At 33.5% G+C, this 22,982-nt stretch carries 22 protein-coding genes; 1 reads left to right on the forward strand and 21 read right to left on the reverse strand.

What is annotated here, in order from left to right; all coding sequences use genetic code 11:
* Positions 1–27: 27 nt before the first annotated feature.
* From ACFS3A_RS01145 to gltB, 19 genes are all read right to left on the reverse strand, one after another.
* Entirely contained in the window at positions 28–1,215 is a 1,188-nt protein-coding gene (locus tag ACFS3A_RS01145; protein WP_379823380.1) for a hypothetical protein, read from the reverse strand.
* A 257-nt stretch (positions 1,216–1,472) separates the two neighbouring features.
* Positions 1,473–2,231 (reverse strand): ankyrin repeat domain-containing protein, encoded by a 759-nt coding sequence (locus ACFS3A_RS01150; RefSeq protein WP_379823381.1) that lies wholly within the window; start codon positions 2,229–2,231, stop codon positions 1,473–1,475.
* 24 nt (positions 2,232–2,255) lie between these two features.
* Positions 2,256–2,960 carry a M949_RS01915 family surface polysaccharide biosynthesis protein gene (locus ACFS3A_RS01155; protein WP_379823382.1) on the reverse strand — a complete coding sequence of 235 codons (705 nt, stop codon included), beginning with the start codon at positions 2,958–2,960 and terminating at the stop codon, positions 2,256–2,258.
* A 25-nt stretch (positions 2,961–2,985) separates the two neighbouring features.
* On the reverse strand, positions 2,986–3,474 hold the full coding sequence (locus tag ACFS3A_RS01160) for a YegJ family protein (protein WP_379823383.1): 489 nt from the start codon (positions 3,472–3,474) through the stop codon (positions 2,986–2,988).
* A 39-nt stretch (positions 3,475–3,513) separates the two neighbouring features.
* On the reverse strand, positions 3,514–4,221 hold the full coding sequence (locus ACFS3A_RS01165; protein ID WP_379823385.1) for a PA3715 family protein: 708 nt from the start codon (positions 4,219–4,221) through the stop codon (positions 3,514–3,516).
* An 18-nt stretch (positions 4,222–4,239) separates the two neighbouring features.
* On the reverse strand, positions 4,240–5,223 hold the full coding sequence (locus ACFS3A_RS01170) for a hypothetical protein (protein ID WP_379823386.1): 984 nt from the start codon (positions 5,221–5,223) through the stop codon (positions 4,240–4,242).
* A 36-nt stretch (positions 5,224–5,259) separates the two neighbouring features.
* A complete protein-coding gene (locus ACFS3A_RS01175; protein WP_379823388.1) occupies positions 5,260–5,727 on the reverse strand; it encodes a DUF1572 domain-containing protein in 468 nt (155 codons plus the stop codon).
* Positions 5,728–5,765: 38 nt separating this feature from the next.
* The gene (locus ACFS3A_RS01180) at positions 5,766–6,329 is read right to left on the reverse strand and encodes a hypothetical protein (protein WP_379823389.1); all 564 of its coding nucleotides are present in this window, start codon (positions 6,327–6,329) and stop codon (positions 5,766–5,768) included.
* A 93-nt stretch (positions 6,330–6,422) separates the two neighbouring features.
* Positions 6,423–7,583 carry a DUF1624 domain-containing protein gene (locus ACFS3A_RS01185; RefSeq protein WP_379823391.1) on the reverse strand — a complete coding sequence of 387 codons (1,161 nt, stop codon included), beginning with the start codon at positions 7,581–7,583 and terminating at the stop codon, positions 6,423–6,425.
* Positions 7,584–7,839: 256 nt separating this feature from the next.
* Positions 7,840–8,202: a hypothetical protein gene (locus tag ACFS3A_RS01190; protein WP_379823392.1), complete on the reverse strand. Its 363-nt coding sequence runs from the start codon at positions 8,200–8,202 to the stop codon at positions 7,840–7,842.
* 134 nt (positions 8,203–8,336) lie between these two features.
* Complete coding sequence (locus tag ACFS3A_RS01195; protein ID WP_379823394.1) at positions 8,337–8,780, reverse strand: hypothetical protein; 444 nt, start codon at positions 8,778–8,780, stop codon at positions 8,337–8,339.
* A 27-nt stretch (positions 8,781–8,807) separates the two neighbouring features.
* Positions 8,808–9,257 (reverse strand): hypothetical protein, encoded by a 450-nt coding sequence (locus tag ACFS3A_RS01200; protein ID WP_379823396.1) that lies wholly within the window; start codon positions 9,255–9,257, stop codon positions 8,808–8,810.
* Between the two features lie 40 nt (positions 9,258–9,297).
* Positions 9,298–9,432 carry a hypothetical protein gene (locus ACFS3A_RS01205; RefSeq protein ID WP_379823397.1) on the reverse strand — a complete coding sequence of 45 codons (135 nt, stop codon included), beginning with the start codon at positions 9,430–9,432 and terminating at the stop codon, positions 9,298–9,300.
* Positions 9,433–9,488: 56 nt separating this feature from the next.
* Positions 9,489–9,626: a hypothetical protein gene (locus ACFS3A_RS01210; protein WP_379823398.1), complete on the reverse strand. Its 138-nt coding sequence runs from the start codon at positions 9,624–9,626 to the stop codon at positions 9,489–9,491.
* A gap of 79 nt (positions 9,627–9,705) precedes the next feature.
* Positions 9,706–10,101 (reverse strand): helix-turn-helix domain-containing protein, encoded by a 396-nt coding sequence (locus ACFS3A_RS01215; protein ID WP_379823399.1) that lies wholly within the window; start codon positions 10,099–10,101, stop codon positions 9,706–9,708.
* A 257-nt stretch (positions 10,102–10,358) separates the two neighbouring features.
* Positions 10,359–10,904: a DUF7691 family protein gene (locus ACFS3A_RS01220; protein ID WP_379823401.1), complete on the reverse strand. Its 546-nt coding sequence runs from the start codon at positions 10,902–10,904 to the stop codon at positions 10,359–10,361.
* Positions 10,905–11,055: 151 nt separating this feature from the next.
* The gene (gene lysA, locus ACFS3A_RS01225) at positions 11,056–12,291 is read right to left on the reverse strand and encodes a diaminopimelate decarboxylase (protein ID WP_379824352.1); all 1,236 of its coding nucleotides are present in this window, start codon (positions 12,289–12,291) and stop codon (positions 11,056–11,058) included.
* A gap of 797 nt (positions 12,292–13,088) precedes the next feature.
* Positions 13,089–14,543 (reverse strand): glutamate synthase subunit beta, encoded by a 1,455-nt coding sequence (locus ACFS3A_RS01230; RefSeq protein ID WP_379823402.1) that lies wholly within the window; start codon positions 14,541–14,543, stop codon positions 13,089–13,091.
* A gap of 155 nt (positions 14,544–14,698) precedes the next feature.
* Entirely contained in the window at positions 14,699–19,216 is a 4,518-nt protein-coding gene (gene gltB, locus ACFS3A_RS01235) for a glutamate synthase large subunit (protein WP_379823404.1), read from the reverse strand.
* 416 nt (positions 19,217–19,632) lie between these two features.
* On the opposite strand from gltB, the gene sucC reads away from it, so the two are divergent.
* Positions 19,633–20,826 (forward strand): ADP-forming succinate--CoA ligase subunit beta, encoded by a 1,194-nt coding sequence (gene sucC, locus ACFS3A_RS01240; RefSeq protein WP_144214913.1) that lies wholly within the window; start codon positions 19,633–19,635, stop codon positions 20,824–20,826.
* Positions 20,827–21,241: 415 nt separating this feature from the next.
* On the opposite strand, the gene ACFS3A_RS01245 is transcribed toward sucC, so the two are convergent.
* Positions 21,242–22,039 carry a DUF5694 domain-containing protein gene (locus ACFS3A_RS01245; protein ID WP_379823406.1) on the reverse strand — a complete coding sequence of 266 codons (798 nt, stop codon included), beginning with the start codon at positions 22,037–22,039 and terminating at the stop codon, positions 21,242–21,244.
* 86 nt (positions 22,040–22,125) lie between these two features.
* Positions 22,126–22,923 carry a DUF5694 domain-containing protein gene (locus ACFS3A_RS01250; protein ID WP_379823408.1) on the reverse strand — a complete coding sequence of 266 codons (798 nt, stop codon included), beginning with the start codon at positions 22,921–22,923 and terminating at the stop codon, positions 22,126–22,128.
* Between the last annotated feature and the right edge of the window lie 59 nt (positions 22,924–22,982).

Consider the following 22,982-nt stretch of genomic DNA (forward strand, 5'->3'; position numbering starts at 1 on the left):
AAGAAAAAGAATATTTTTTAGGAAGTGTTATCGTCTAATTTTATTTCTCACAATAATATCTTTTAGTTTGGCTTTCAAATCTTCACCCGTATCATAAACCATTTGCTCATTATTTGGAAAAGCAACAGCCCCTCTGGAAAAATAATTCATATAATTTTCATCACAGGCATTGCGGTCTCCTTTATATTTCGAATAAATATTTTCGAAAACAAATTCACTGCTAATTGGAAAAGTTTGTACTAACTGATTTGTTTTCAAATCCACATAATCAACTTTTGCCGTTACCTGACAAGATTTAAATTGTCTGAACTCATAAACCGTAGCGCGAAGAATTTTAATATTATCCACTTTAATTTCTTTGCCTAAACTATCTTTTACAGGTCTTCCTCGACTATCCAAAAGTGTTTTTACGCCATCTTTTACCTGACGTTCTTTTATAAATTCTTTTTCTTTAATCTGTTCCGGCGAAATAAAAATAGCTCTAAAATTAATTATCAGACTGTAATCGTAGATTGTGTTTTTTTGCCTTACGCTATGATAAACCGTCCATTTATCATTTAATCCATAGGTTTTAAAATCCAAAAGATCTTCCTGAAGCATTTTCGGAATCACCATATTGGTTTCATTTTTTGCGTACACATCTACAAAATCTGTCCCTTTAAAAAGAGCATCATCCATTAATTTTTTGGTATTTTTATAACCGGGATTAATACTTTCCAGATAAGCAAAATCGTCGTATGCTTTTCTAAAATCCATTTTATTTGTTGATTTTAAAAGGGCAGAAGCATTTTCATACAAATATTTTGAAAGGGCATTTTTACTGTTTACAATTTCATTTGAATAATTATCAAATGGGAAATAAGCATTTTTACCTTGCTTGATCAACTTCAAAGGTAAAATAGGTCTGATTTTCTCCTGACGATTATGCAGTTGTAAATAAGTATTATAAATACGTTCAGCGTTGGCAGGATTTGCATCTTTAGAGAGCATTTCCAAATCGCGTAAATCTCTTTCTTTAGCTTTAGCAAAAGCCTCTTCCAATAAATACACGTAATCTTGTTTTCCCTTAGAATCTTTGTTTGATCTTAAAGCTTCGACTGCACGATCAATAGCTCCATCATAATTTCCGTCACTTATTAAGGCTTGAGTTGTTTTTACGCCGCAAGAAGAAAGGACCAAAAAGAATATAAAAAAGAGTAAAGTAGTTTTTTGCATAATGTTTCTTTTGAAGGTGTAAATATATTTCTTTTAACTTTCAACAACTATGCCTTTTTTTAGATTTTTTTAAGGAGCAGAAATTATCATTTTTACAATAACTTTCAGTCCCGCTTTCGCCTTTATCTCTCCTCCCGATAGCCATCGGGATACGAGGATATCGGCTCTATCAGGGCTAGATAAGAACGTTTAGTTTTTATAAGAAGTAAAGTAAAAAACTTGTGTTAAACAGGAAAGATTATAAAACATTATTTAGGTTATTTAAGCAATTTTACAATTTCTGTCAATTTCATTTTCGTTGCAATTTGGATAGGTTTTTTACCATAAGAAATATCGTCGCCGGCGTCAAAAGTTTCGGGTTTATTTTTGTCTGCACCTTTTTTCAGGAGGTATTTTACCATTTCGGTATTCTTAGTTTTTACGGCAATTATCAAAGCAGTTTCCCCGTCGTAATTATGAGAATTAAGTTCTTCTTTGTTTAGTTTTAAAGCGTTCAGGACCTCATAATCAGATTTTCTTACCGCTTGTTCAAACACCCAGAGTTTACCTCTGATGTCTCCTTTTTCCTGACTGGCACCTTTTAGCAAAAGTAATTTGGCAGAATCGTAAAAATGATTGAATCCGGCAGTATTAAAAGCTTTATTAGAAATAGGTTCGCCTTTTTGAATTAAATATGATAAAATTTCAAGAGTTCCTTTCTCTGCTGCAACATCAATTGCCTGAGAATTTGAGCTGTTTACATTCGCTCCTTTTTCAACTAAAGCTTTTACAAGCACTAAATTATTTTGCCAGATTACAGCTTGCAATGGTGTAACTTTATTTTGTGGTTCGTAATTAGCTGGAAATTTGGTACCAATCATTTTTAAGGCTTTTGGAGTATCATTTGCAAAAATAGCATCATAAAATTCCTCAACTGTTTCCCTTGAAGGAACAACCGACTTTGTTTTTGTTTGTCCAACCGATTTAACTCCAAAAGTAATTGCAAGAATTAAAAGAATAGTTTGTATGTTTTTCATCTGTAATGTTAGGTTTGTCTGTTTCTAATTTTCCCAGTTTTCCATAAGATTTTCGTTCCATAATTTACGGGCGAATTCTTTAAAAACTTTTGGGCCATTTGTAAAATTTTCATCAAACTTAAATTTACCGCCTATAAATTGTTTTTCGCCATTATCGTAAACTCCCACCTGAACTTTATTTTCTCCACGCATTGCATATTTCTGTGTTTCTTCGTACATAATAATTTTCATGTCACACGGACTCACATCGCCGTGACAAATCGTTTTATACATTAACCAGATTTCAGCAATTCCGTTATGGTTTAAATCTGTAACCTGAAAAGTGTCTTTCACAAATGACGCCACAATATCAACCGGGCAATCTGCAATATAATCGTAAACTTTCCAGGTTTGTTTGGCTTTATTTCCGGAAACTATAAAATGATAAGCAAATAATTCAGCATCAGAGCCGTCAGATTCATGTTCGAATTTAGGATTAATATGATAACCCGTTTCAGTTGTAACCACAATATTATCACCTAGTTTGTCTTTCCAGCGAACAGCATTTTTAATAAAACCTTCGTATTTTATGGATTCAGGAAACTGTGTCGAATCTATTTTTTTAACATTTAAAACAAAAGGAATCTCTTTTATTACCTTCTCTTTTAAAGCAACTGTTTCTTCCTCTTTTTTGTCTGATTTACAATTTGAAAATAAAATAAAGAGAAACAAGAATGGGATATTTTTCATTGAGTAATTTTTAAAAATCAATAATTTAATCGATTAGCATACCGCTTTCGGCATCAAATTGTTTGCGTTCTTCTTCACTCATTCTGTTTCGTAAAACTTTTATAGTATAACCGCCAAATAATTTTCCATTTTCCAGATACATCCAATCGCTAATTTTAGAAGGGTCAATATCTATTTTGTCACCAGATTTATATTCTTTAACATATTCAGGATCATTGTTTAAAATTCCGGAATATTTACCATCCTTAAAAACAATATCTCCAACCCACATATGTTCGGTTCCGCTTGAATTTGTAAAATGAACCTTTAAAGCCTGACTTTCAGCTTTAGGATTCAGTAATCCTGCATTAAAATCCTTTAAAGTTTCATTTGCTTTTAGTATCGCCGCATTCATTTCTTCATCCTGACTTTCAACACTGTAAATTGTAGGTTCGTTTTCTCTTTCAATTTTATTAGAATCTTTACAACTTATCAGGCAAATTATGCTTAGTAAGGCTAAAAGTTTTGTTTTCATTTGTTCGTAGTATTTAAGTTTAAATAAAGATTGTTTTCTCTATTTGTATTCCTTACCATTAAAAATCAATTTGGAGGTCTCTTTTTTAATCGTTTCTTTAGAGACACAATCGTCATTTTTATAAGTGTTTTTTGTTTTAGTAATCTTTGTTTTTACAATAAGATTATTAAAATTATTGGTTTGCAGTTTATCGATATCAATAGTTGAATCATTGTCTTCAAATTCGCCATTACACTTCATGTCCCATTCTCCTCGGTATCTGTAAATAGTATAGTTATGAAGCACAGGTTTTAAAGTGTTTTTTTCGACAACATATAGCGATAAGTTGGTTTCGTTGTAGGGGTTTGGCTGGCTCTGGGTACGATAATCTGCCCTAACTCCAAATGCTCTTGTGGTTTTGTTTAAATGATATAATCCAGTATCAATAGTAACATCGGTTAAAATTACGGCATCAGATGTCCATGCATTGGGTTCAATAAATTTGGAAATTATTTTTCCTGTCGCATTATCTATTAGCAATAGGTAAGCGTCCAATACGAAAGAGCCTTCTTCTATATCAGAAGCATATTTTGGAATCACTAAAATGCTTTTGCTTTTATCATAAGGCAATATTTTTTCAGTAAAAAGCTCAATTCTTATCTGGCTTTCTTTTAGTTTTAGCTGTTTCAGAACAGTATTGAGATGATCCGTATTTTGCGAAAACGAAAACTGCACACAAAATAGTAAAGTGAAAAGAAAATTTTTCATTAGAGTTTTTTATTGAAATTAATAGCTCTCACGTTCTTTTTCATATTCTGAAGTAAATACACCACTTACTTGTTCGCTGTATTTTTCTATCCATTTTTTGTAATAATACTGAACATGTAAAACATTGTTTTTAAGAGTAATTTTCGAAAATGGCTTTCCAATTTGCGGAATCTCTTTTAATCCGAAAGTTTCATCTGTGCCATTATCAAATTTACAGTCCATTTCTCTTGCCCAGATCATTTCAAACTCCGTATCACTTATTTTGCGAACCGGATAAAAGTAAACGCACTGTCCATGATATTCAAAAGCCAGAGAAGTCTTTCCAATATTAAGTGAAACCATACCATTTTCCCATCTTCCGGTAAAATCATTTGTTTTCTGAAAACTTTCGACAAAACTATCATAATCGAAACCTTCCAGATAGGATATTTTCCATTCGTTATTTTCTTTTACAGCTTTAATATTATATACAATGCCATCGCCCCAGCTCCAATTATAAAAGGCTTTGTTATTTTCTATAGAAAGGTGCATAATCCAGATTTTATCCAAAAAATGATCAGGAGTATCCTGGCAATTACACCATGGACTTGCTCCTGTACCAAATGGAGGAAGTTCACCAACATCCCATTTTAAATTCCCACTTTTAAATTCACTGTCAATTTTTAGTGCAATTTTATTATAGTTATCAATAAAATCCTTTGAAAACAAATGAGTGTTTTCAAGCTCTTTAAGTCTGGCCTTATGAAGTTTTATGTCGATTCCGCTATAAATACTGTCTGTGCTTTTATCTTCAACAGGACTAAAGTCTGTTCCAATACTTTTTTGTTCCTCCCATTCGTAAAGTTTCTTAGTGAGTGCTAATAATGCAGTACTGTCATTTTTAGTGTCAACGATATTGGTTGTATCTTCGACAATACTATTTTCTTTTTTTAGGAATGTTTTGTCTTTTTTACAATTTATGAACAATAAGAATAAAGGCAGGAATAAAATTAGTTTCTTCATTTTGGCACGTAGAACTTATGTTTAAAAGTTTCGGTTTTAATTATTCAGCATTTTTTTGATCAGGACAATTTGTCCTAAATGGTAATAGCTGTGTTCAATCATAGCATCAATATTTCTTTGGTAGCTTCCATATTTCTCATCAACAAAAAAGTCATTTAATTTTTCGTCAGACATTTGTTCAACAAAAGAAATAAACTCTTCAGAAGCAGTCCAAAATCTAGTCAAAAACATTTCCCAGTCTTCCTGTGAAGAAATAGGAGGAAAGTCAAAACTGAATTTATCTTTTATATCAAGTGTTCCGCCTTTAAAGACATTGTTTATTCCATCAATGTAATAATGAATATGCTGTGCCAGAAGCGCAATAGTATTTAAACTTTGAACAGGAGTAACAGCAATTTTCCAATCCAGATTTTGAAGTTGATCTTTGTAATTCGTGTTGGCAATCCAGGTTCCGTTTAAAATAGTTTCTCTAAAACGATTGGCAATTTCTAATGCATTTTTCATCTTTCAATATTTTTAGAATTATATAGAATTGGAAAAACTTATTCTTGTTGAACCCACTCGTATTTTCCGTTCTTCAGATAAATAATACCACCACCACAGCTTTCTTCGGCATGAATAAAGATTCCGTCATTTGGGAGTGTTATTTTATCTTCTTCTTTAATTTCTTCGTCTCCCATAATTTCACCGTTGTCGTTTACATTATTCCAGACGATTTTTCCTTTTGGGGCTTTCTCGAATATTCCAGCCCAATCAATTTCGTCAAATCCCTGATTTAAAACATTATTACCGAATCCGAAATAGTCGGTTCTTTTGTTATTACCAAAAGTTATTTTTAAACCGCTTTTGTCATTTTTTGTACTTCTAATAATTTCTACCATTTCGTCTTTTCCATCTCCATCCAAATCACAGCTAATTTGGTTGGGTTTATGTTTTTTAGAAAGCACAAGAGTATCAGCTTCTTCAACATTTATTTCAGCATTAACTTTAGGTTTTAATGTGGCTTCTAAAATGTCTTTTTGAGTAGCTTGAGTAGTTTCAGTTTTGCTTTCGTTTTTACAAGAAACAGCAATTAAGGATGCAAGAAATAAAATTCTGATTTTCATTATTTAATTATTTTGGCTTAGAAAATTTAAAAAGCTAATATAAAAAAATACGTACAGAATTTAAAGCATTTGTATTTTAACTTTTAATGAAATTTAAATGTATTTAAGCCACCAATGTTGATTTTTAGCTTTATATTTTCCAAACCATTTACAAGGTTTGTAAAGCAACGCTACTACAAAAATCCAAATCAGATAAACTGTCCAAAGAGGAAAACCGCTTTCTGTATCTTTAGGTCTTCCAAAAGTTCCCGTTGCAAATTCAAATTGCGAAAAGCTGAAACCCTGCGCAAAAAGCATAAGAAGTGTTAGAATATGGATGACATAAAAATGAACCACAAAATAAAACAAAGGCACTTTGCCATAAACCAAAGCCACTTTTTTGATTCTGTTTGAGAATCGTTCTGCAAAAGCAATCAGTAAAAATATAATACCTAAAGTAATCAGGCAGAATAGGAGTGAAGGAGGATATTTGGTCACATTGATAAAAGACAAAAAAGTAAAAACAAAATCTTTTTGTGTTGTCCATAAAGCAGGATCACCATAAATATTTACGAAGCGAATGATGGTAAATAAGGCTAAAGCACTGAAACCAATTTTAAGGATTAGTTTGTTTCTTTTCTCTTCCCCCAATTCAAAGAATTTCCCTGTTGCAAAACCAATGAGCATAATTCCAAGCCATGGGATTGGAGGATAACCTATAATAAAGACTCTGCCTGAAAACGGGAAGACAGCCGGACTAAAAAATGGTGTTAAAGCACTTTTTAGAATTGAATTTTCTGCAAATGGAATAAGCGGTAAGAGATTGTGAAGAAAGAGTATTAAGAGTCCAATAATGCCTAATGTTTGGGAGCGGATTTTCAGTAGCAAACTTAAAGTCATAAATCCCAAGCCTATTGCAGCTATAACCTCAAATAAAAGAGAGTGAAAACCAATATCGAAAAACAAACCAAAATTAATAAGGGTAAATTCAAGTACAATTAGCCATAATCCTCTTTTGAGTAAAAACGTTCTTGTCCCGGCTAAATTATTTTTGTTTTGAAGCGAAAGATAAACCGAACTTCCTGCCAGAAAAACAAAAGCAGGTGCACACAAGTGAGTAATAAAACGCGTAAAAAACAACAAAGGCGAAGTGGTTGACAAATCGGTTGGACTTTGTGTAATCGAGTCAATATGCATCAAATCCCGAACATGATCCAGAGCCATAATAATCATTACTATGCCACGAACAATGTCGATTGATGGTTGTCGTTTCATGAGTTTGATTTTTAAATGCTTAAGGTAAATCTAATGATTTTTTTTTAAAGTATTTAATCAAAAGTTTTTTAGGATAAAGAGATAAAATGAGTTTTTATGAAATAGTTTTAGAATGAATTGCCTCCAGATTTAGCTGAAGGTGCAATATTGATATTAAAAAAGGCTTTAGCCAAAAACTTATAAGTCTGACTAAAGCCTTTTTTGAAAGCCTCTTATTTACCTTCAAGTAAAGTTGGAGGCATTTGAATTTATCTTTTTATGATTTTCTAATTTTTATCTGATACACAATTTCCCAAAAAATAATAGAGAAAACGGCATTAGCAAATATGGCAGTCTTAACCTGATATGGATCGTAATCTATTAAAAGATGCAAATTCGTAAACTGCAAAGCTAAAAATAGAGACAAAGCGGCAATTCCAATAGCGAAAAGTATATTTAATAAAGGTTTCCACTTTAAAGCTAAAAAAGCATAAATAAGATTGAAAATAGCAAAACCACACCCTAAAGTAATATACGGATCTGTTTTTAATTTTTGCCCTACAGAAAGGAAAAATGAAGTCGCTGTAAGATATAAAAAGAACAAGATAGAGTAAAGTAGGATTCGTATTTGTAGTTTCATTTTTTATATTTTTTTTTTAGCTGGTAAAATTACTCATTTAAAATGAAGCTTTGATTAATTTATAAATTATTAGGTACATTATACAGATGTCATGCAGTTTCAAAAACATCTTTTTTTTCGAGTAAACAGCTAGTTTAATAATCTTCAAAAGATTTGTCTTCATCCCATTTTTTTTTGCCCAAATATTTTCCACAAGAATTATAACGTTTTATAATTGCGGTTTTGTAGTGGTCTCTATTATATTTAAATATGTATATTTCATTTCCTATAATTTTAATGCGCCTAAATTTTATATCATCACAGGCATCCATTGAGCAAATATGTATAGTACGTTTCTTTACTATTATTTTTCCATCTGTATTAATTACTCGATCAGTGATTGTTATTTTTCGATGTGGTAATCGCCAAAAAATAAATTTTCGATCCTTTTCAATTCTATCTGTTTTTAGTTTTATGTTTTCACTTAAACATTTCTTTTCATTTTGAATTGTATCTTTTGTGGATTTGGAGATGTTGTTGCCAAAAACAGAAAGAGAAAAGATGCAGAATAGAATTGATGTTATAAATTTTTTATACATAATTTAAATTATTGAGAGCAAACTATTTTACTCCAAAATAGCCTCTACTTTAGCCTCTGATTTTTCTTTTAATGGGCTATCAGCTTTTAAACTCCAAATCACTAAGAATTTACCTTTTGCAATATATTCTTCCGGATGTTCATCTGTCGGCTGACCATCTTTTCCCCAAAGTAATCCTTGTAAGAAACGATCACCTTTAAATACATGATCAAATTCAAAATACATAATTGAGCCTTTGTCTCCTTTGTTTTTAAAACTTTGAATAGCTTTACTTTTTACAGTTCCTACAATATTACTGTAGGTTTCAATATCAGTATAAAAATTACAGGCTTGTGGGTTTACACATATTTGACCGTCATTTGCTATGTAGCCTTTGGGAATTTCTTTTGGTTTTAGTTTTAAATCGGCAAGGGTTTGGCTGAACGAATTGGTTGTGAAAAGTAAGAATAATGTGAATAGGGGGATTATAGGTTTCATTAGTTTTGGGGTTTGATTTGACAAGTTAAAAATAGCTTTTTTATTTTTTTTGTACTTTAACTATTTTCTCTTTTTCGTCATAATACAAGAGATCTTTGTTTTTCTCAAACCAGACTCTCCATTTCTTTATCGTTTTGTCCGGAGGAAAGACAGGCATATCAAATGGCTTTTCCATTTTATAACTAATACCGGTGATATCGATTAAAAACTTTCGGGCTTCGTATACCGTGTTTAAATTAATCGAAGCATTTTCGTTTGCCAACCGTTAAAAGCTCCAAGGTTTTCCAGAAATATTTCCTGAGCATTTTGTGCGTTTAATTTGGCTGAAAATGAAAGAATAACAAAGAGAAATAGAGATAGTTTTTTCATTGGTTATTTTTTGGGTTACAAAAAAAGCACAAAAATAGAATGTTATTTGTGCTTTTGTAAAATTTATAGAATTGAGAAATTATTTCCCTTTTAGTAATTTTTCTAAATATTCGACTTTATCTTTTTCAGCCTGAACCAAACGTTCGTAAAGTTCTATAACTTTATCGAGCGGATTGAAGATACAATTGTTATTAATTCCCTGAGCACCATTTATTGAACTATGATCATGAAAGTTATTAAAGAAATTAAAAACAGATTCTTCAGAAAAATTTTCAATTGCCTCGATTGTAACTCCAAGTGCTTTAGCAATTTCAGCAAGTTTTGTTTCTTCAATAGTTTCACTTCCTTCAAGAGTAGAAACATATTGCTGGCTTACACCAATTGCAATTGCAAGAGCTTCTTGTTTTATACCTTTAAGTTCTCTAATTCGGCTAATGTTTCTGCCGATATGTTTTGGTTTGGTTGCTGTGCTCATATTTTAAAGGTATTTAATTTTTTTACTTTATAGAAGAGTAAATATATGATTTTTCTGAGGGAAGACTAGATATTCTAAAGTTTTAATTTAAAGTCCCAATTCTCTGCAATCTTGTCATTTCAGAAATGATAAAGATTGTGGTTATGTTACGAAGGCTTCGACTCCGCTCAATCTTGCATTACGTTTGTAAACAATCTAAAATCTAAAGTCATAAATCTACAATAAAAAAATTCCACCTCAATTAAGAAGCGGGATGATTAATATAGAAAAAAAACTAAATCCCGATTTTCCTCTATAGCAATGTCAAAAATATAATCAAAATCTTCTTTAAGAGCTTTTAAAGTTTCTTCATTTATACCATCAAGCTTTTGAATTGATAAAAAGAGATCTTTTTCTTGTTCTAAATCATTATGATAAATACTATAAATTTCTGGAAAATCGCTTGAAAAAGGAATTGAAATAAAAGCTTTGTGTGTAAGCTTTGGAATTTCCCAATAATATGTTGTCGAATACTCTTTATTAGGAGGAAATATTATTTCTCCATAATATTCACAAAGTAGTTCATAAACATAACCATACATAAATGCTAATTCAGGAAATCTAACTTCTCCATTTATTATATCAGTTAGTATTTTTTGAGACTGTTTATTTTCAGTTACAGCATAATCAAAACTTCCATTTAACGAATCTAATTCTTCGGAAAGATCGTTTAAAATAACAGTTAGTAATTTTTCGTCTTTACTTCCATATACTTTTTTTATCTCTGAGCTGTTTGTAAGATAACTAGTTACATAATATCCCATAATTATTTTTTTAAGATTATTGCTTAATTAAAAAACAATTATATAATTATTTTCTTATAAAAATATTTTTTTTATGTTAAAATTCTAAAACAAAAAAATCCCGCCTCAATTAAGAAACGGGATTAAAGTGATATTCTCTTTTTTTCTATTGTTAAACCGCAGCAGCAACTTCTTCTGGCAACGGAATTTGATTTTTAAGTAAATCTTCGAAAGTTTCATGAGCACGAATCAAGATTCCTTTTCCGTCTTTCCATAGCACTTCGGCTGGTTTGTATCTTGAATTGTAGTTCGAAGACATGGAGAAACAATATGCTCCTGCATTTCTGAAAGATAAAATGTCTCCTTCAGTAATTTCCGGTATTCTACGATTGTTTGCAAAAGTATCTGTTTCGCAAATGTATCCTACAACAGAGTAAAAACGCTCTTTTCCTTTTGGGTTAGAAATGTTTTCAATGTGGTGCGAAGATCCGTACAACATTGGACGAATTAAGTGGTTAAAACCACTATCAACTCCTGCGAAAACAGTTGAGGTTGTTTGTTTTACTACGTTTACTTTTACTAAGAAATGACCTGCTTCGCTCACCAGGAATTTTCCGGGTTCGAAAATCAACGTTAAATCTCTGCCGTATTCTGTACAGAAAGCATTGAATCTTTTAGATAATTTTTTACCTAATTCTTCGATGTCTGTTTCGATATCGTCTTTTTTGTAAGGAACTTTGAATCCGCTTCCGAAATCTAAGAATTGTAGATCTTTGAAATGTTTAGCCGTATCAAATAAGATTTCAGCAGCATACAAGAATACTTCGATATCTAAGATATCAGATCCTGTGTGCATGTGAATTCCAACAATACTCATTTTTGTATTTTCGACAATTCGCAAGATATGCGGAATCTGGTGAACAGAAATTCCGAATTTACTATCGATATGTCCCACAGAAATATTAGCATTTCCACCCGCCATTACGTGTGGATTAATGCGAATACATACCGGAATATTAGGGTGTTTTGTTCCGAATTGCTCCAGAATAGATAAATTATCGATATTGATTTGTACACCCATTGCGGCAACTTCTTCAATTTCTTCCAGAGAAACGCCGTTTGGTGTAAAGAAAATTTTGTCAGGATCATAGCCAGCGTGAAGTCCTAACTGAACTTCCTGAATTGATACAGTATCTAAACCAGACCCCATGTTCTTTAATAACTGAAGAATCGCAACGTTTGACAATGCCTTCATGGCATAATTAACTCTTAAGTTTTCTACCTTAGAGAAAGCTTTAGTTAATCTGTTGTACTGAGATTGGATTTTTTCGGCATCGTAAACATACAATGGACTTCCAAATTGGTCTGCTAACTGCAGTAAATCTTTTGCTTGCATTTTTAAACTTATTTTGGACAAAGTTATTACTCTTTTGTGTATCAGCAAATAAATTATAGAAAAATAACAAATTATAACAAATTGTTTGTTTTTGAACAAAAAGTTGCTGTTTTTGGAATTTTGTAACGCACTAGGAGGTTCAAAGGGACAGAGGTACAAAGATACAAAGGTTTTCTGCCACGAATTTCACAAATTTCACTAATTTATAAATGCTGTTGAGAATTTTTTGCCACAGATTATATGGATTAAATGGATTTCTTTTTTAGCCTAATTTTTAAAAGAAGCCAAATGTTTGAGTTTAGCCCCGATTGAGGCGGTATCCTCGCAGTGGAACGGAGAGATATAGCCGAAAGCGGGAACTATGGTTTATTAAAATGCCAATTGTGATGCTTCAAAATGCGAGGTTTTTTAGCCACGACCCGAGCGATAGCGAATAGGCGAAGCAATTACACAAATTTCCACAAATTTTGGTTTTTCGCAAAATGCTAAAACATAGCCCGTGGTTTCAACCACGGGAAACGTGCGGATTGGACGCAATCATATATTGCGTTCCCGTGGTTTCAACCACGGGCTATGTTTGAAATAGAAATCGCTCGAAGAATAAAAATTTGTGGAAATTTCTGCAATTTGTGGTAAAATAATAATCTGTGCAAATCTGTGAAATCTGTGGCTAAAAAAAAAACAAAACCCCTGAATATCAATTCAAGGGTTTGTTAGTAGTTATGTTGTTTATCGGAAAAGATTAAATAAAATGCTAAGAAAAAAAACTTAGAACCTTAGCATCTCAGTATCTTAGCATCTATAAAAAATTATAGACTAGGAAGATCTCCTTTTCCTTTAGTAGGCAAGTTTGTAGATCCCATAAGGAACAAATCTACCTCTCTTGCTGCTTCTCGACCTTCTGAAATAGCCCACACGATTAATGATTGTCCTCTTCTCATATCACCGGCAGTGAAAATGTGAGGTACGTTTGTCTGATAGTTATGCGCTTTGTAATTGCTTCTCATATCAGTTTCTATTCCTAATTGCTCGCTTAATGTTTTCTCCGGACCTGTGAATCCAAGAGCCAATAAAGCTAAATCGCAAGGCCAGATTTTCTCAGAACCTTCTTTTTCGATTAATTCAGGACGCTGACCTGGAGTCATTTTCCATGCCACTTCAACCGTTTTTAATCCAGTTAATTCGCCTTTATCGTTAGAAATGAATTCTTTAGTGTTGATCAACCAGTTTCTGTCGCAACCTTCTTCGTGAGAAGAAGATGTTTTTAACTGCAACGGCCAGAAAGGCCATGGAGTTGACTCGCTTCTTCCAACTGGAGGTTTTGGTAAAATCTCAAAGTTAGTAACCGATTTAGCTCCGTGTCTGTTAGAAGTTCCAATACAGTCAGAACCAGTATCTCCACCACCAATAACGATTACATCTTTACCAGTTGCTTTAACCTGATCCGGAATTGATTCTCCAAATAAAACTTTAGTCTGTTGTGTTAAGAAATCCATTGCCTGAACAACGCCTTTACTTTCGATTCCTTTAGTTGGCAAGCTTCTTCTTTCAGTGGCTCCCCCGCATAAAACAATAGAATCGAATTGGTTTAATTCTTCTACACTGAAGTTAACACCAACATTTACATTTGTTTTGAAAGTGATTCCTTCCGCTTCAAGAACTACTACACGACGGTCAATAATTCCTTTTTCTAATTTGAAATTTGGAATTCCGTAACGTAATAAACCTCCAATAGCATTGTCTCTTTCAAAAACAGTAACGGTGTGACCCGCTCTGTTTAATTGTTGAGCCGCCGCAAGACCTGCAGGCCCTGAACCAATAACGGCAACAGTTTTTCCAGTTCTTGTTTTTGGTGGCTGTGGTTTAATCCATCCTTCAGCGAAACCTCTTTCGATGATGCTTTTTTCGATGTTTTCGATAGAAACCGGATCTTTGATGATTCCTAATACACATGATTTCTCACATGGAGCAGGGCATAAGCGTCCTGTAAATTCTGGAAAGTTATTAGTAGATTGTAAAATCTCTAATGCACTCTGCCATTCTTCCTGATGCACCATGTCGTTGAAGTCAGGAATTAAATTTCCTAACGGACAACCACTGTGGCAAAAAGGAATTCCACAGTCCATACATCTTGATCCTTGTTCTTTTAATTTATCTTTTGGTACCGGAATAGTAAATTCGTTGTAGTTCGAAACACGTTCTGCTACTGCTAAGTTACTTTCATCGGCTCTGTTATATTCTTTAAATCCGCCTATTTTACCCATGACATTTTAATTAAATGTAAATGATAAATTCTAAAGTTCTAATTTTTTTAACCGCAAAGAACGCAAGGTCTTTTTTGCTTTTTTGAGTGTTTTAAGTTCGCAAAGCTTTGCGGTTAAGTTTTAATCTAAATCTGAACTCTAAAATCTAAAATCATTTATCCCGCTATTAATTCTTCTATTTTTTTCTCTTCTGCAATTCTTTGTAATGCTTTTTTGTAATCAGTTGGCATTACTTTTACAAAGTGCTGTTGTTGGTTTTCCCAGTCTGCTAAAATTCTTTTTGCTAATGGACTGCTTGTGTACAATGAATGATTTTTGATCAGTTTTCTTAGTTTCGTAAGATCTTCTTCTTCCATTGGGTCGAATGCAACCATTTCCATGTTACAAACTGTAGAATCGAATTTCTTATTTGGATCGTAAACATAAGCTACACCACCGCTCATACCAGCTGCGAAGTTTCTTCCTGTTTTTCCTAAAACTACTACTGTACCACCGGTCATGTACTCGCAACCGTGATCTCCAATTCCTTCAACAACTGCTGTTGCTCCAGAATTTCTCACACAGAAACGCTCTCCGGCCATTCCATTAATATAAGCCTCTCCGGTAATAGCTCCGTAAAGGGCAACGTTTCCAATAATGATATTGTCTTCAGGTTTGAAAGTTGCAGTAGGAGGTACTTTTACAATTAATTTTCCTCCAGAAAGCCCTTTTCCTAAATAATCATTACAGTTTCCGTGAATTTTAAATGACAATCCATTTGTTGCAAAAGCACCAAAACTTTGTCCGGCAGAACCTTCAAAATCAACTAAAATAGTGTCATCAGGTAATCCTTGCGCGCCGTAGATTTTTGAGATTTCGTTACTCAAAATAGCACCTACAGAACGGTCTGTATTTTTAATTTTAAAGGTTACTCTTGTTTTCTCTTTTCTATAGATAGACGGAATAGCTTCTTTGATGATGTCAAAATCCAATACGTTTTCAAGTTGGTGATCTTGAGTTGTTGTATTATGATTTGGCTCTGTTTTCGCTTTTTCCGGTTTGTATAGAATGGATGACAAGTCTAAACCATTTGCTTTATAATGTTTGATGGCTTTGTTCACATTTAATTTTTGTGATTGTCCCACCATTTCTTTTAAAGTTCTGAAACCTAACTGCGCCATGATTTCTCTTAACTCCTCAGCAATGAAATACATGAAGTTGATTACGTGCTCTGGAGTTCCTTTGAAATTTTTTCTCAATTCAGGATCCTGAGTTGCAATACCAACTGGGCAAGTATTTAAGTGACAAGCTCTCATCATGATGCATCCAGAAGCTACAAGCGGAGCCGTTGCGAAACCGAATTCTTCAGCTCCTAATAAAGCAGCTATCGCCACGTCACGACCTGTTTTCAACTGTCCGTCACATTCTAAAACTACACGGCTTCTTAAATCGTTTAAGATCAAAGTTTGTTGTGCTTCCGCTAAACCAAGTTCCCACGGAATACCTGTGTGCTGTAAAGATGTTAATGGTGCAGCTCCCGTTCCTCCGTCGTAACCAGAAATTAAGATAACGTCAGCTTTTGCTTTGGCAACACCGGCAGCGATGGTTCCAACTCCAACTTCAGAAACTAATTTTACGTTGATACGAGCTTCACGGTTTGCATTTTTCAAATCGTAAATCAACTGAGATAAATCCTCAATGGAGTAAATATCGTGGTGAGGAGGAGGCGAAATCAAACCTACATAAGGCGTAGAGTTTCTAGTTTCAGCAATCCAAGGCACTACTTTTTCTCCAGGTAACTGTCCACCTTCTCCAGGTTTTGCTCCTTGAGCCATTTTAATCTGGATTTCTTTAGCGTTTGTCAAATAGTTGATCGAAACACCAAAACGTCCTGATGCAACTTGTTTGATAGCAGAGTTTCTAGAATCTCCGTTAATTTCTTTCTGGAAACGTTTTGGATCTTCTCCACCTTCTCCAGAGTTACTTTTTCCGCCAATTCTGTTCATTGCAATCGCTAAATTCTCGTGTGCTTCTCTACTGATAGATCCGTAAGACATTGCACCCGTTTTGAATTTCTTTACAATTTCTGTCCAAGGTTCTACTTCGTCAATAGAAATTGGATCCAAATTATTGAATTCAAATAAACCTCTAATGGTCATTAAATTTGAGCTTTGCTCGTTAACGGCATTTGAGTATTCTTTATAACTTTCTGGGCTGTTTAAACGAACTGCTTGTTGTAATTTAGAAATCGTTGTTGGGTTAAACATGTGTTTTTCACCACCACGTCTCCATCTGTAAATACCTCCAATTTCAAGAGAAAGCAAGTTTGCAATTTTTGAATTTGGGAAAGCTTTTTGGAAACGTTTTTTCACTTCTTTCTCCACTTCCATTAAACCAATTCCTTCAATTCTTGATGGAGTGTAAGGGAAGTATTTGGATGTAAATGTTTTGTTTAAACCTAAAATCTCGAAAATTTGAGCAGCTCTATATGAATGCAAAGTAGAGATACCAATTTTGTTCATGATTTTCACGATTCCTTTTGCGATCGCTTTGTTGTAATTAACAACTGCATAATCTGCTTTTACTTTTGTAATGAAACCTTTTTCAACCTGATCGTGAATGATTTCGTTTACCATGTAAGGATTGATGGCACTTGCACCATATCCAAACAATAAAGCAAAATGATGAGGTTCTCTTGGCTCTGCAGATTCGATGATGATTCCGAATTTAGAACGAACTTGTAAAATGTTCAATGAATGGTGAATGTAAGAACAAGCCAATAACATTGGAATTGGAGCTAATTCTTCGCTCACACCTCTATCTGATAAGATAATGATGTTGCATCCTTCTTCAACTGCTTTAAAAGTAGCCTGAACACATTTTTCAAGTGCACGCTCTAAACCGTTAACTCCTTTTTCTATTTTATATAAAGTAGAAATTGTAGCCGATTTGAAATCCGGGTGATCTATATTTCTAATTTTATCCAAATCCTCGTTAGAAACAACTGGATTTTGGATTTTTAATTTTTTACATTGTTTCGATTCAATTTCGAAAATATTGAAATCTCCACCAATCGCTAAACTGATATCAGTAATAATTTCTTCACGAATACCATCCAACGGCGGGTTAGTAACCTGAGCAAATAATTGTTTGAAGTAATTGTACAACAACTGTGGCTGATCAGATAAAACAGCTAAAGGTGTATCGTTACCCATAGAACTGATTGCTTCAGCTCCGTCACTTCCCATTGGGTTGATGATTGTTTTTAAATCTTCGATTGTATAACCAAACAAACGCTGTCTTGTTAAGAAATCTAATTTTTCAACAGGAGTAGGGTTGTTTGTGTAAGGAACTTTAGCAAGTGGTAATAAGTTTTCGTCAACCCATTGCTGGTAAGGACGTTTTGTAACTATCGCTTTTTTAACTTCTTCATCTTCGATGATACGACCTTCGTTCATATCAACCAGGAACATTTTTCCTGGCTCTAAACGTCCGTGCTGAATTACATCTTCTGGATCGATATCTAATACACCAATTTCAGATGACATAATTACGAATCCGCTTTTCGTTAATGTATAACGAGAAGGACGCAATCCGTTTCTGTCTAGTAAAGCTCCAATTACGTTTCCATCTGTAAACGGAATAGAAGCAGGACCATCCCAAGGCTCCATGATACAAGCATTGTATTCATAGAAAGCTCTTTTCTCCGGAGACATTGTCTGGTGTTTTTCCCAAGCTTCAGGAACTACCATCATCATCGCTTCTGGCAATGAACGGCCTGTCATTAATAAAAGCTCCACCACCATATCCATAGAAGCAGAATCTGATTTTCCTTCTAAGATAATTGGGAATAATTTTTTGATATCATCGCCAAAAACTTTGCTTTGCATAAGCTCTTCACGAGCACGCATACGGCTTACGTTTCCACGAAGTGTGTTGATCTCACCATTATGACACATGTATCTAAACGGTTGAGCTAAGTCCCAAGACGGGAATGTATTTGTAGAGAAACGTTGGTGTACAAGTGCAAGACGAGTCACCAGGTCCGGATCTTTCAAATCTATATAATAACGGCTGATGTCTTCCGGCATCAATAGACCTTTATATATTATAGTAGTTGTCGATAAACTAGTAAAATAAAACATGTGGCTTTCTGAGGTTTTAGATCCTCTTACGGCATGTTCGGCAATTTTTCTAGCTGCAAAAAGTTTTGCATTAAATTCTTGTTCAGTTAATTCCTGACCGTTTTTAGAAACGAAAACTTGTTTAACTGTTGGTTCTTTTTCTGCGGCAATTTGCCCTAAATTTTCAACGTCAACTGGCACATCTCTCCAACCTAAAACTTTTAAGTTTTGGTCTTTAATAGTTGCCTCAAATGCATTAATGCAAAAAGAAACCTGGTTTTTACTTTTTGGTAAAAAAACCATTCCTACTGCATACTCACGCGCTTCCGGGATTTCAAAGTCACAAACTTTCTTAAAAAAATCATGAGGAATATCGAATAAAATTCCGGCCCCGTCACCAGTTCTTCCATCAGAACTTACGGCACCACGATGTTCCAATTTAATTAAGATGTCTAATGCTTTGTGAATAATATCATTTGATTTAATACCATTCAAATTACAAATAAATCCTGCACCACAATTGTCGTGTTCAAATTCAGGCAGATAAAGCCCTTGTTCTTTAACTCTCATTCTTGATATTTTTTCTACAAAAATAAAGATTTCGTTAAATATAATGTAGTGAAATTATATATTTGCTTTCATTTTTGTTGTTATATTAGAAAAAGGGTTCTTAAATGATAATATTATTAAAGAAACGATTGCGAATTATCAAAATCATAATTGAGAATAAAATATATTAAGAAAAATCGTCGCTTAGGTCTTGAATTCAGTGAAATTTTTGTTAAATATCAAACGTTTTAGTGGTTTTGTGTTAACATTAACAAAGTATTTCGTTAACGATTTGTTTGCGTTGCAAAATAATCAACGGTTAATACCTATAGGTAACATTTATTTAATTGAAAAAGATTTTACTATTAAGTTGTATTTTGTTACTTTTGTCGCACTTTTATTCTGAAATAAATTCAGAACCAGACAAATTCAATATTATGAACATACACGAATATCAAGGAAAAGAAATTTTAGCGAGTTACGGAGTACGCGTACAACGCGGAATTGTGGCTAACAATGCGGTTGAAGCTGTAGCTGCTGCAAAACAATTAACTGCCGAAACTGGTACAGGATGGCACGTAATAAAAGCACAAATTCACGCAGGTGGTCGTGGAAAAGGTGGTGGAGTTAAGCTGGCAAAAAACTTACAACAAGTTGAAGAGTTAGCAGAACAAATCATCGGAATGCAATTGATTACGCCTCAGACTCCGCCGGAAGGTAAAAAAGTAAACAAAATTTTAGTTGCTGAAGATGTTTACTATCCTGGAGAAAGCGAAACTTCTGAATTTTATGTTTCTGTTTTATTGAATAGAGGTACAGGACGCAACATGATCATGTATTCTACTGAAGGTGGAATGGATATCGAAGAAGTTGCTGAGCACACTCCACATTTAATCTTTACTGAAGAAGTTGATCCTTCTGTAGGACTACAAGGTTTCCAAGCTAGAAGAATTGCTTTCAATTTAGGTCTTTCTGGAAATGCTTTCAAAGAAATGGTTAAATTCATCGACGCACTTTACAATGCTTACATTGGTTCTGATGCTTCTATGTTTGAAATCAACCCGGTTTTAAAAACTTCTGATAACAAAATCTTAGCGGTTGATGCTAAAGTTAACATCGACGATAACGCTTTATACAGACAACCTAAATATGCTGAAATGAGAGATATCCGTGAGGAGAATCCAATCGAAGTTGAAGCTAAAGAAGTTGGTCTAAACTATGTTGACCTTGACGGTACTGTAGGATGTATGGTAAACGGAGCTGGTCTTGCAATGGCAACTATGGATTTAATTAAATACGCTGGATTTGAACCTGCTAACTTCCTTGACGTAGGAGGAACTGCTGATGCAAAACGTGTTGAAACAGCTTTCAGAATTATCCTGAAAGATCCTAACGTAAAAGCTATTTTAATTAACATCTTCGGAGGTATCGTTCGTTGTGACCGTGTTGCTCAGGGGGTTGTTGATGCTTACAAAAACATGGGTGATGCTATCAATGTGCCAATCATTGTTCGTTTGCAAGGAACAAATGCTGAAATTGCAAAAGAATTAATTGATAACTCTGGTATGCCAATCTTATCTGCAGTTCAATTCCAGGAAGCTGCTGACCAAGTTAAAGCTGCTCTTTCTTAATTAAAATTGTAGAGATGTACTGCAGTGCATCTTTCTGAATATAGAAAATCCCTCCGGTTTCGGAGGGATTTTTTTTTTTGGAGCCTATTTAACCGAAAAGGTCGCAAGGTTTTTTGTTAAGAATTATGAATACAAACGCAAAGTTCGCAAAGCTAAATCAATAAAATTTTACGGATTTTATTTCAATATAGCCCGTGGTTTCAACCACGGGGACTAAGAGAAGCATCGTATGATATGCATTGTGTTCCCATGGTTTCAACCACATGGGTGTTTCGTAATATGCAGATTTGATAAACAGATTGTTGATATGCATTGTGTCCCCGTGGTTGAAACCACGGGCTATGTTTTAAAATTAGGAACTTTGCGTATCCCGATAGCTATCGGGATTGCGCTCTTTGCGGTTAAATCATTAAGTTTATTTCAAAACTGTAGATAGTTCTACAAGTTCAAATGTAGGATCATGTTCTATAAATTCTCTAATTAAAGCAGCATGGCCAGCGCCAACTAAAATCATTATTTTAGTATCTGCAGTTTCAGTTAATTTCTGAATTAAAGAATACATATATAAGTTCCTTTTGTACCAATTTGAAACTAAAGACGGTCCTGTAAAATCATCTGGATTTCCAGCTCTATTGGCTACTTCCAAATACCATTGGATGTTTTTATTTTCGGTTTCTTTTTTATTGTAATGTAGCATGAGTTCTTGTAACGAGCTTTTTGTTATTCTTTCGTTATGATCTTTTTCATTCTTTTTTTTCCACTCATTATTTCTCTTCAATAAATCTTGTTGGTTTGCTTTTTCCATTGCCATCATTAAACTGTCATAACGAAAAGAAGTATAAAGATTCATTCCGTATAATTTTTTATGATTCAGTTTTTTGGCCGTGCGAAGTGCCAGTTGCGTTATTTCGTTTTTATTAGTTTTAAAAAGACTGTCGGTGTTTTTATTGTAAAACTTATCTAAATCGACTTGTTCGTTAAATTCCCATTCTACAAAAATTTTATCCGGGCCAAATTTTTTGATTTTGTCACTCATTATTTCAAGTTCCTTTTGGCTCTTTTCAGACAGGATATCAAAACTGTTTAGTTTGGCAACATCAAGACCAGGATTGGCGTAATGAAAAGTTCCAACCAATAGAATTTGCTTTTTCTTAGTTTGAGCAGATGCCATGTTAAATGTTATAAGAGCTAGTAATAGAATAATTTTTTGCATGATTTTTTGTTTTTACGGTTAATGTATATCGTAGAGGCGCACCGCAGTGCGTCTACGCAAAGTTTAATGATGTGGTTAGAAAATTACTATTTCAAAACAGTCGCCAATTCAACGATTTCAAATTCTGGGTCATGTGCTAGAAATTCTCTTAGCATCGCAGCGTGCCCGGCTCCAAGTAAAACCATTATTTTAGTATCAGTGCTTTCGGTTAATTTCTGAACCAAAGAATACATGTAAAGGTTTCTTTTATACCAATTTGAAACTAAAGAAGCTCCTGTAAAATCGTCTGGATTTCCAGTTCTGTTGGCTACTTCCAAATACCATTGAATGTTATCTTCATTAGAAGCTTTTTCATTGTAGTAAAGCATAAGATCTGTTAAAGAACTTTTAGCCATTCTTTCGTTATTATCTTTCACAAACCTTTCTGTTGACTCCGTATTTTTTTTCATTAAATCCTTCTGATTTGCTTTTTCCATTGACATCATTAAACTGTCATAAGGAAAACGAGTACGATAATCAATTCCAAACATTTTTTTATGATTCAGTTTTTTAGCAGTACGTAATGCTAACTGCGTAATTTCATTTGAGCTATTTTTAAGTAAACTGTCAGTATTTTTATTGTAAAACTGATCTAACTCGGATTGTTTGCTAAATTTCCATTCTACAAAAATTTTATCCGGACCAAATTTTTTGATTTTGTCACTTATTATTTCGAGTTCTTTTTGGCTTTTCTCAGACAATACATTAAAAGTATTTATCTTGGCAACATCATGACCTGGATTTGAATAGTGGAAAGTCCCAATTAATAAAATTTGCTTTTTCTTAGTTTGAGCAGAAGTTAAGTTTAATGTAATAATTGCGAGTAATAAAATGATTTTGTGCATGACGTTTTGTTTTTAAATTCATGACAAATGTATTCCGTCTTTTGACCTCTGTTTTTTGT

Origin of the sequence: Flavobacterium notoginsengisoli (genome assembly GCF_042686225.1) — a bacterium.
GTDB classification, from domain to species: domain Bacteria; phylum Bacteroidota; class Bacteroidia; order Flavobacteriales; family Flavobacteriaceae; genus Flavobacterium; species Flavobacterium notoginsengisoli.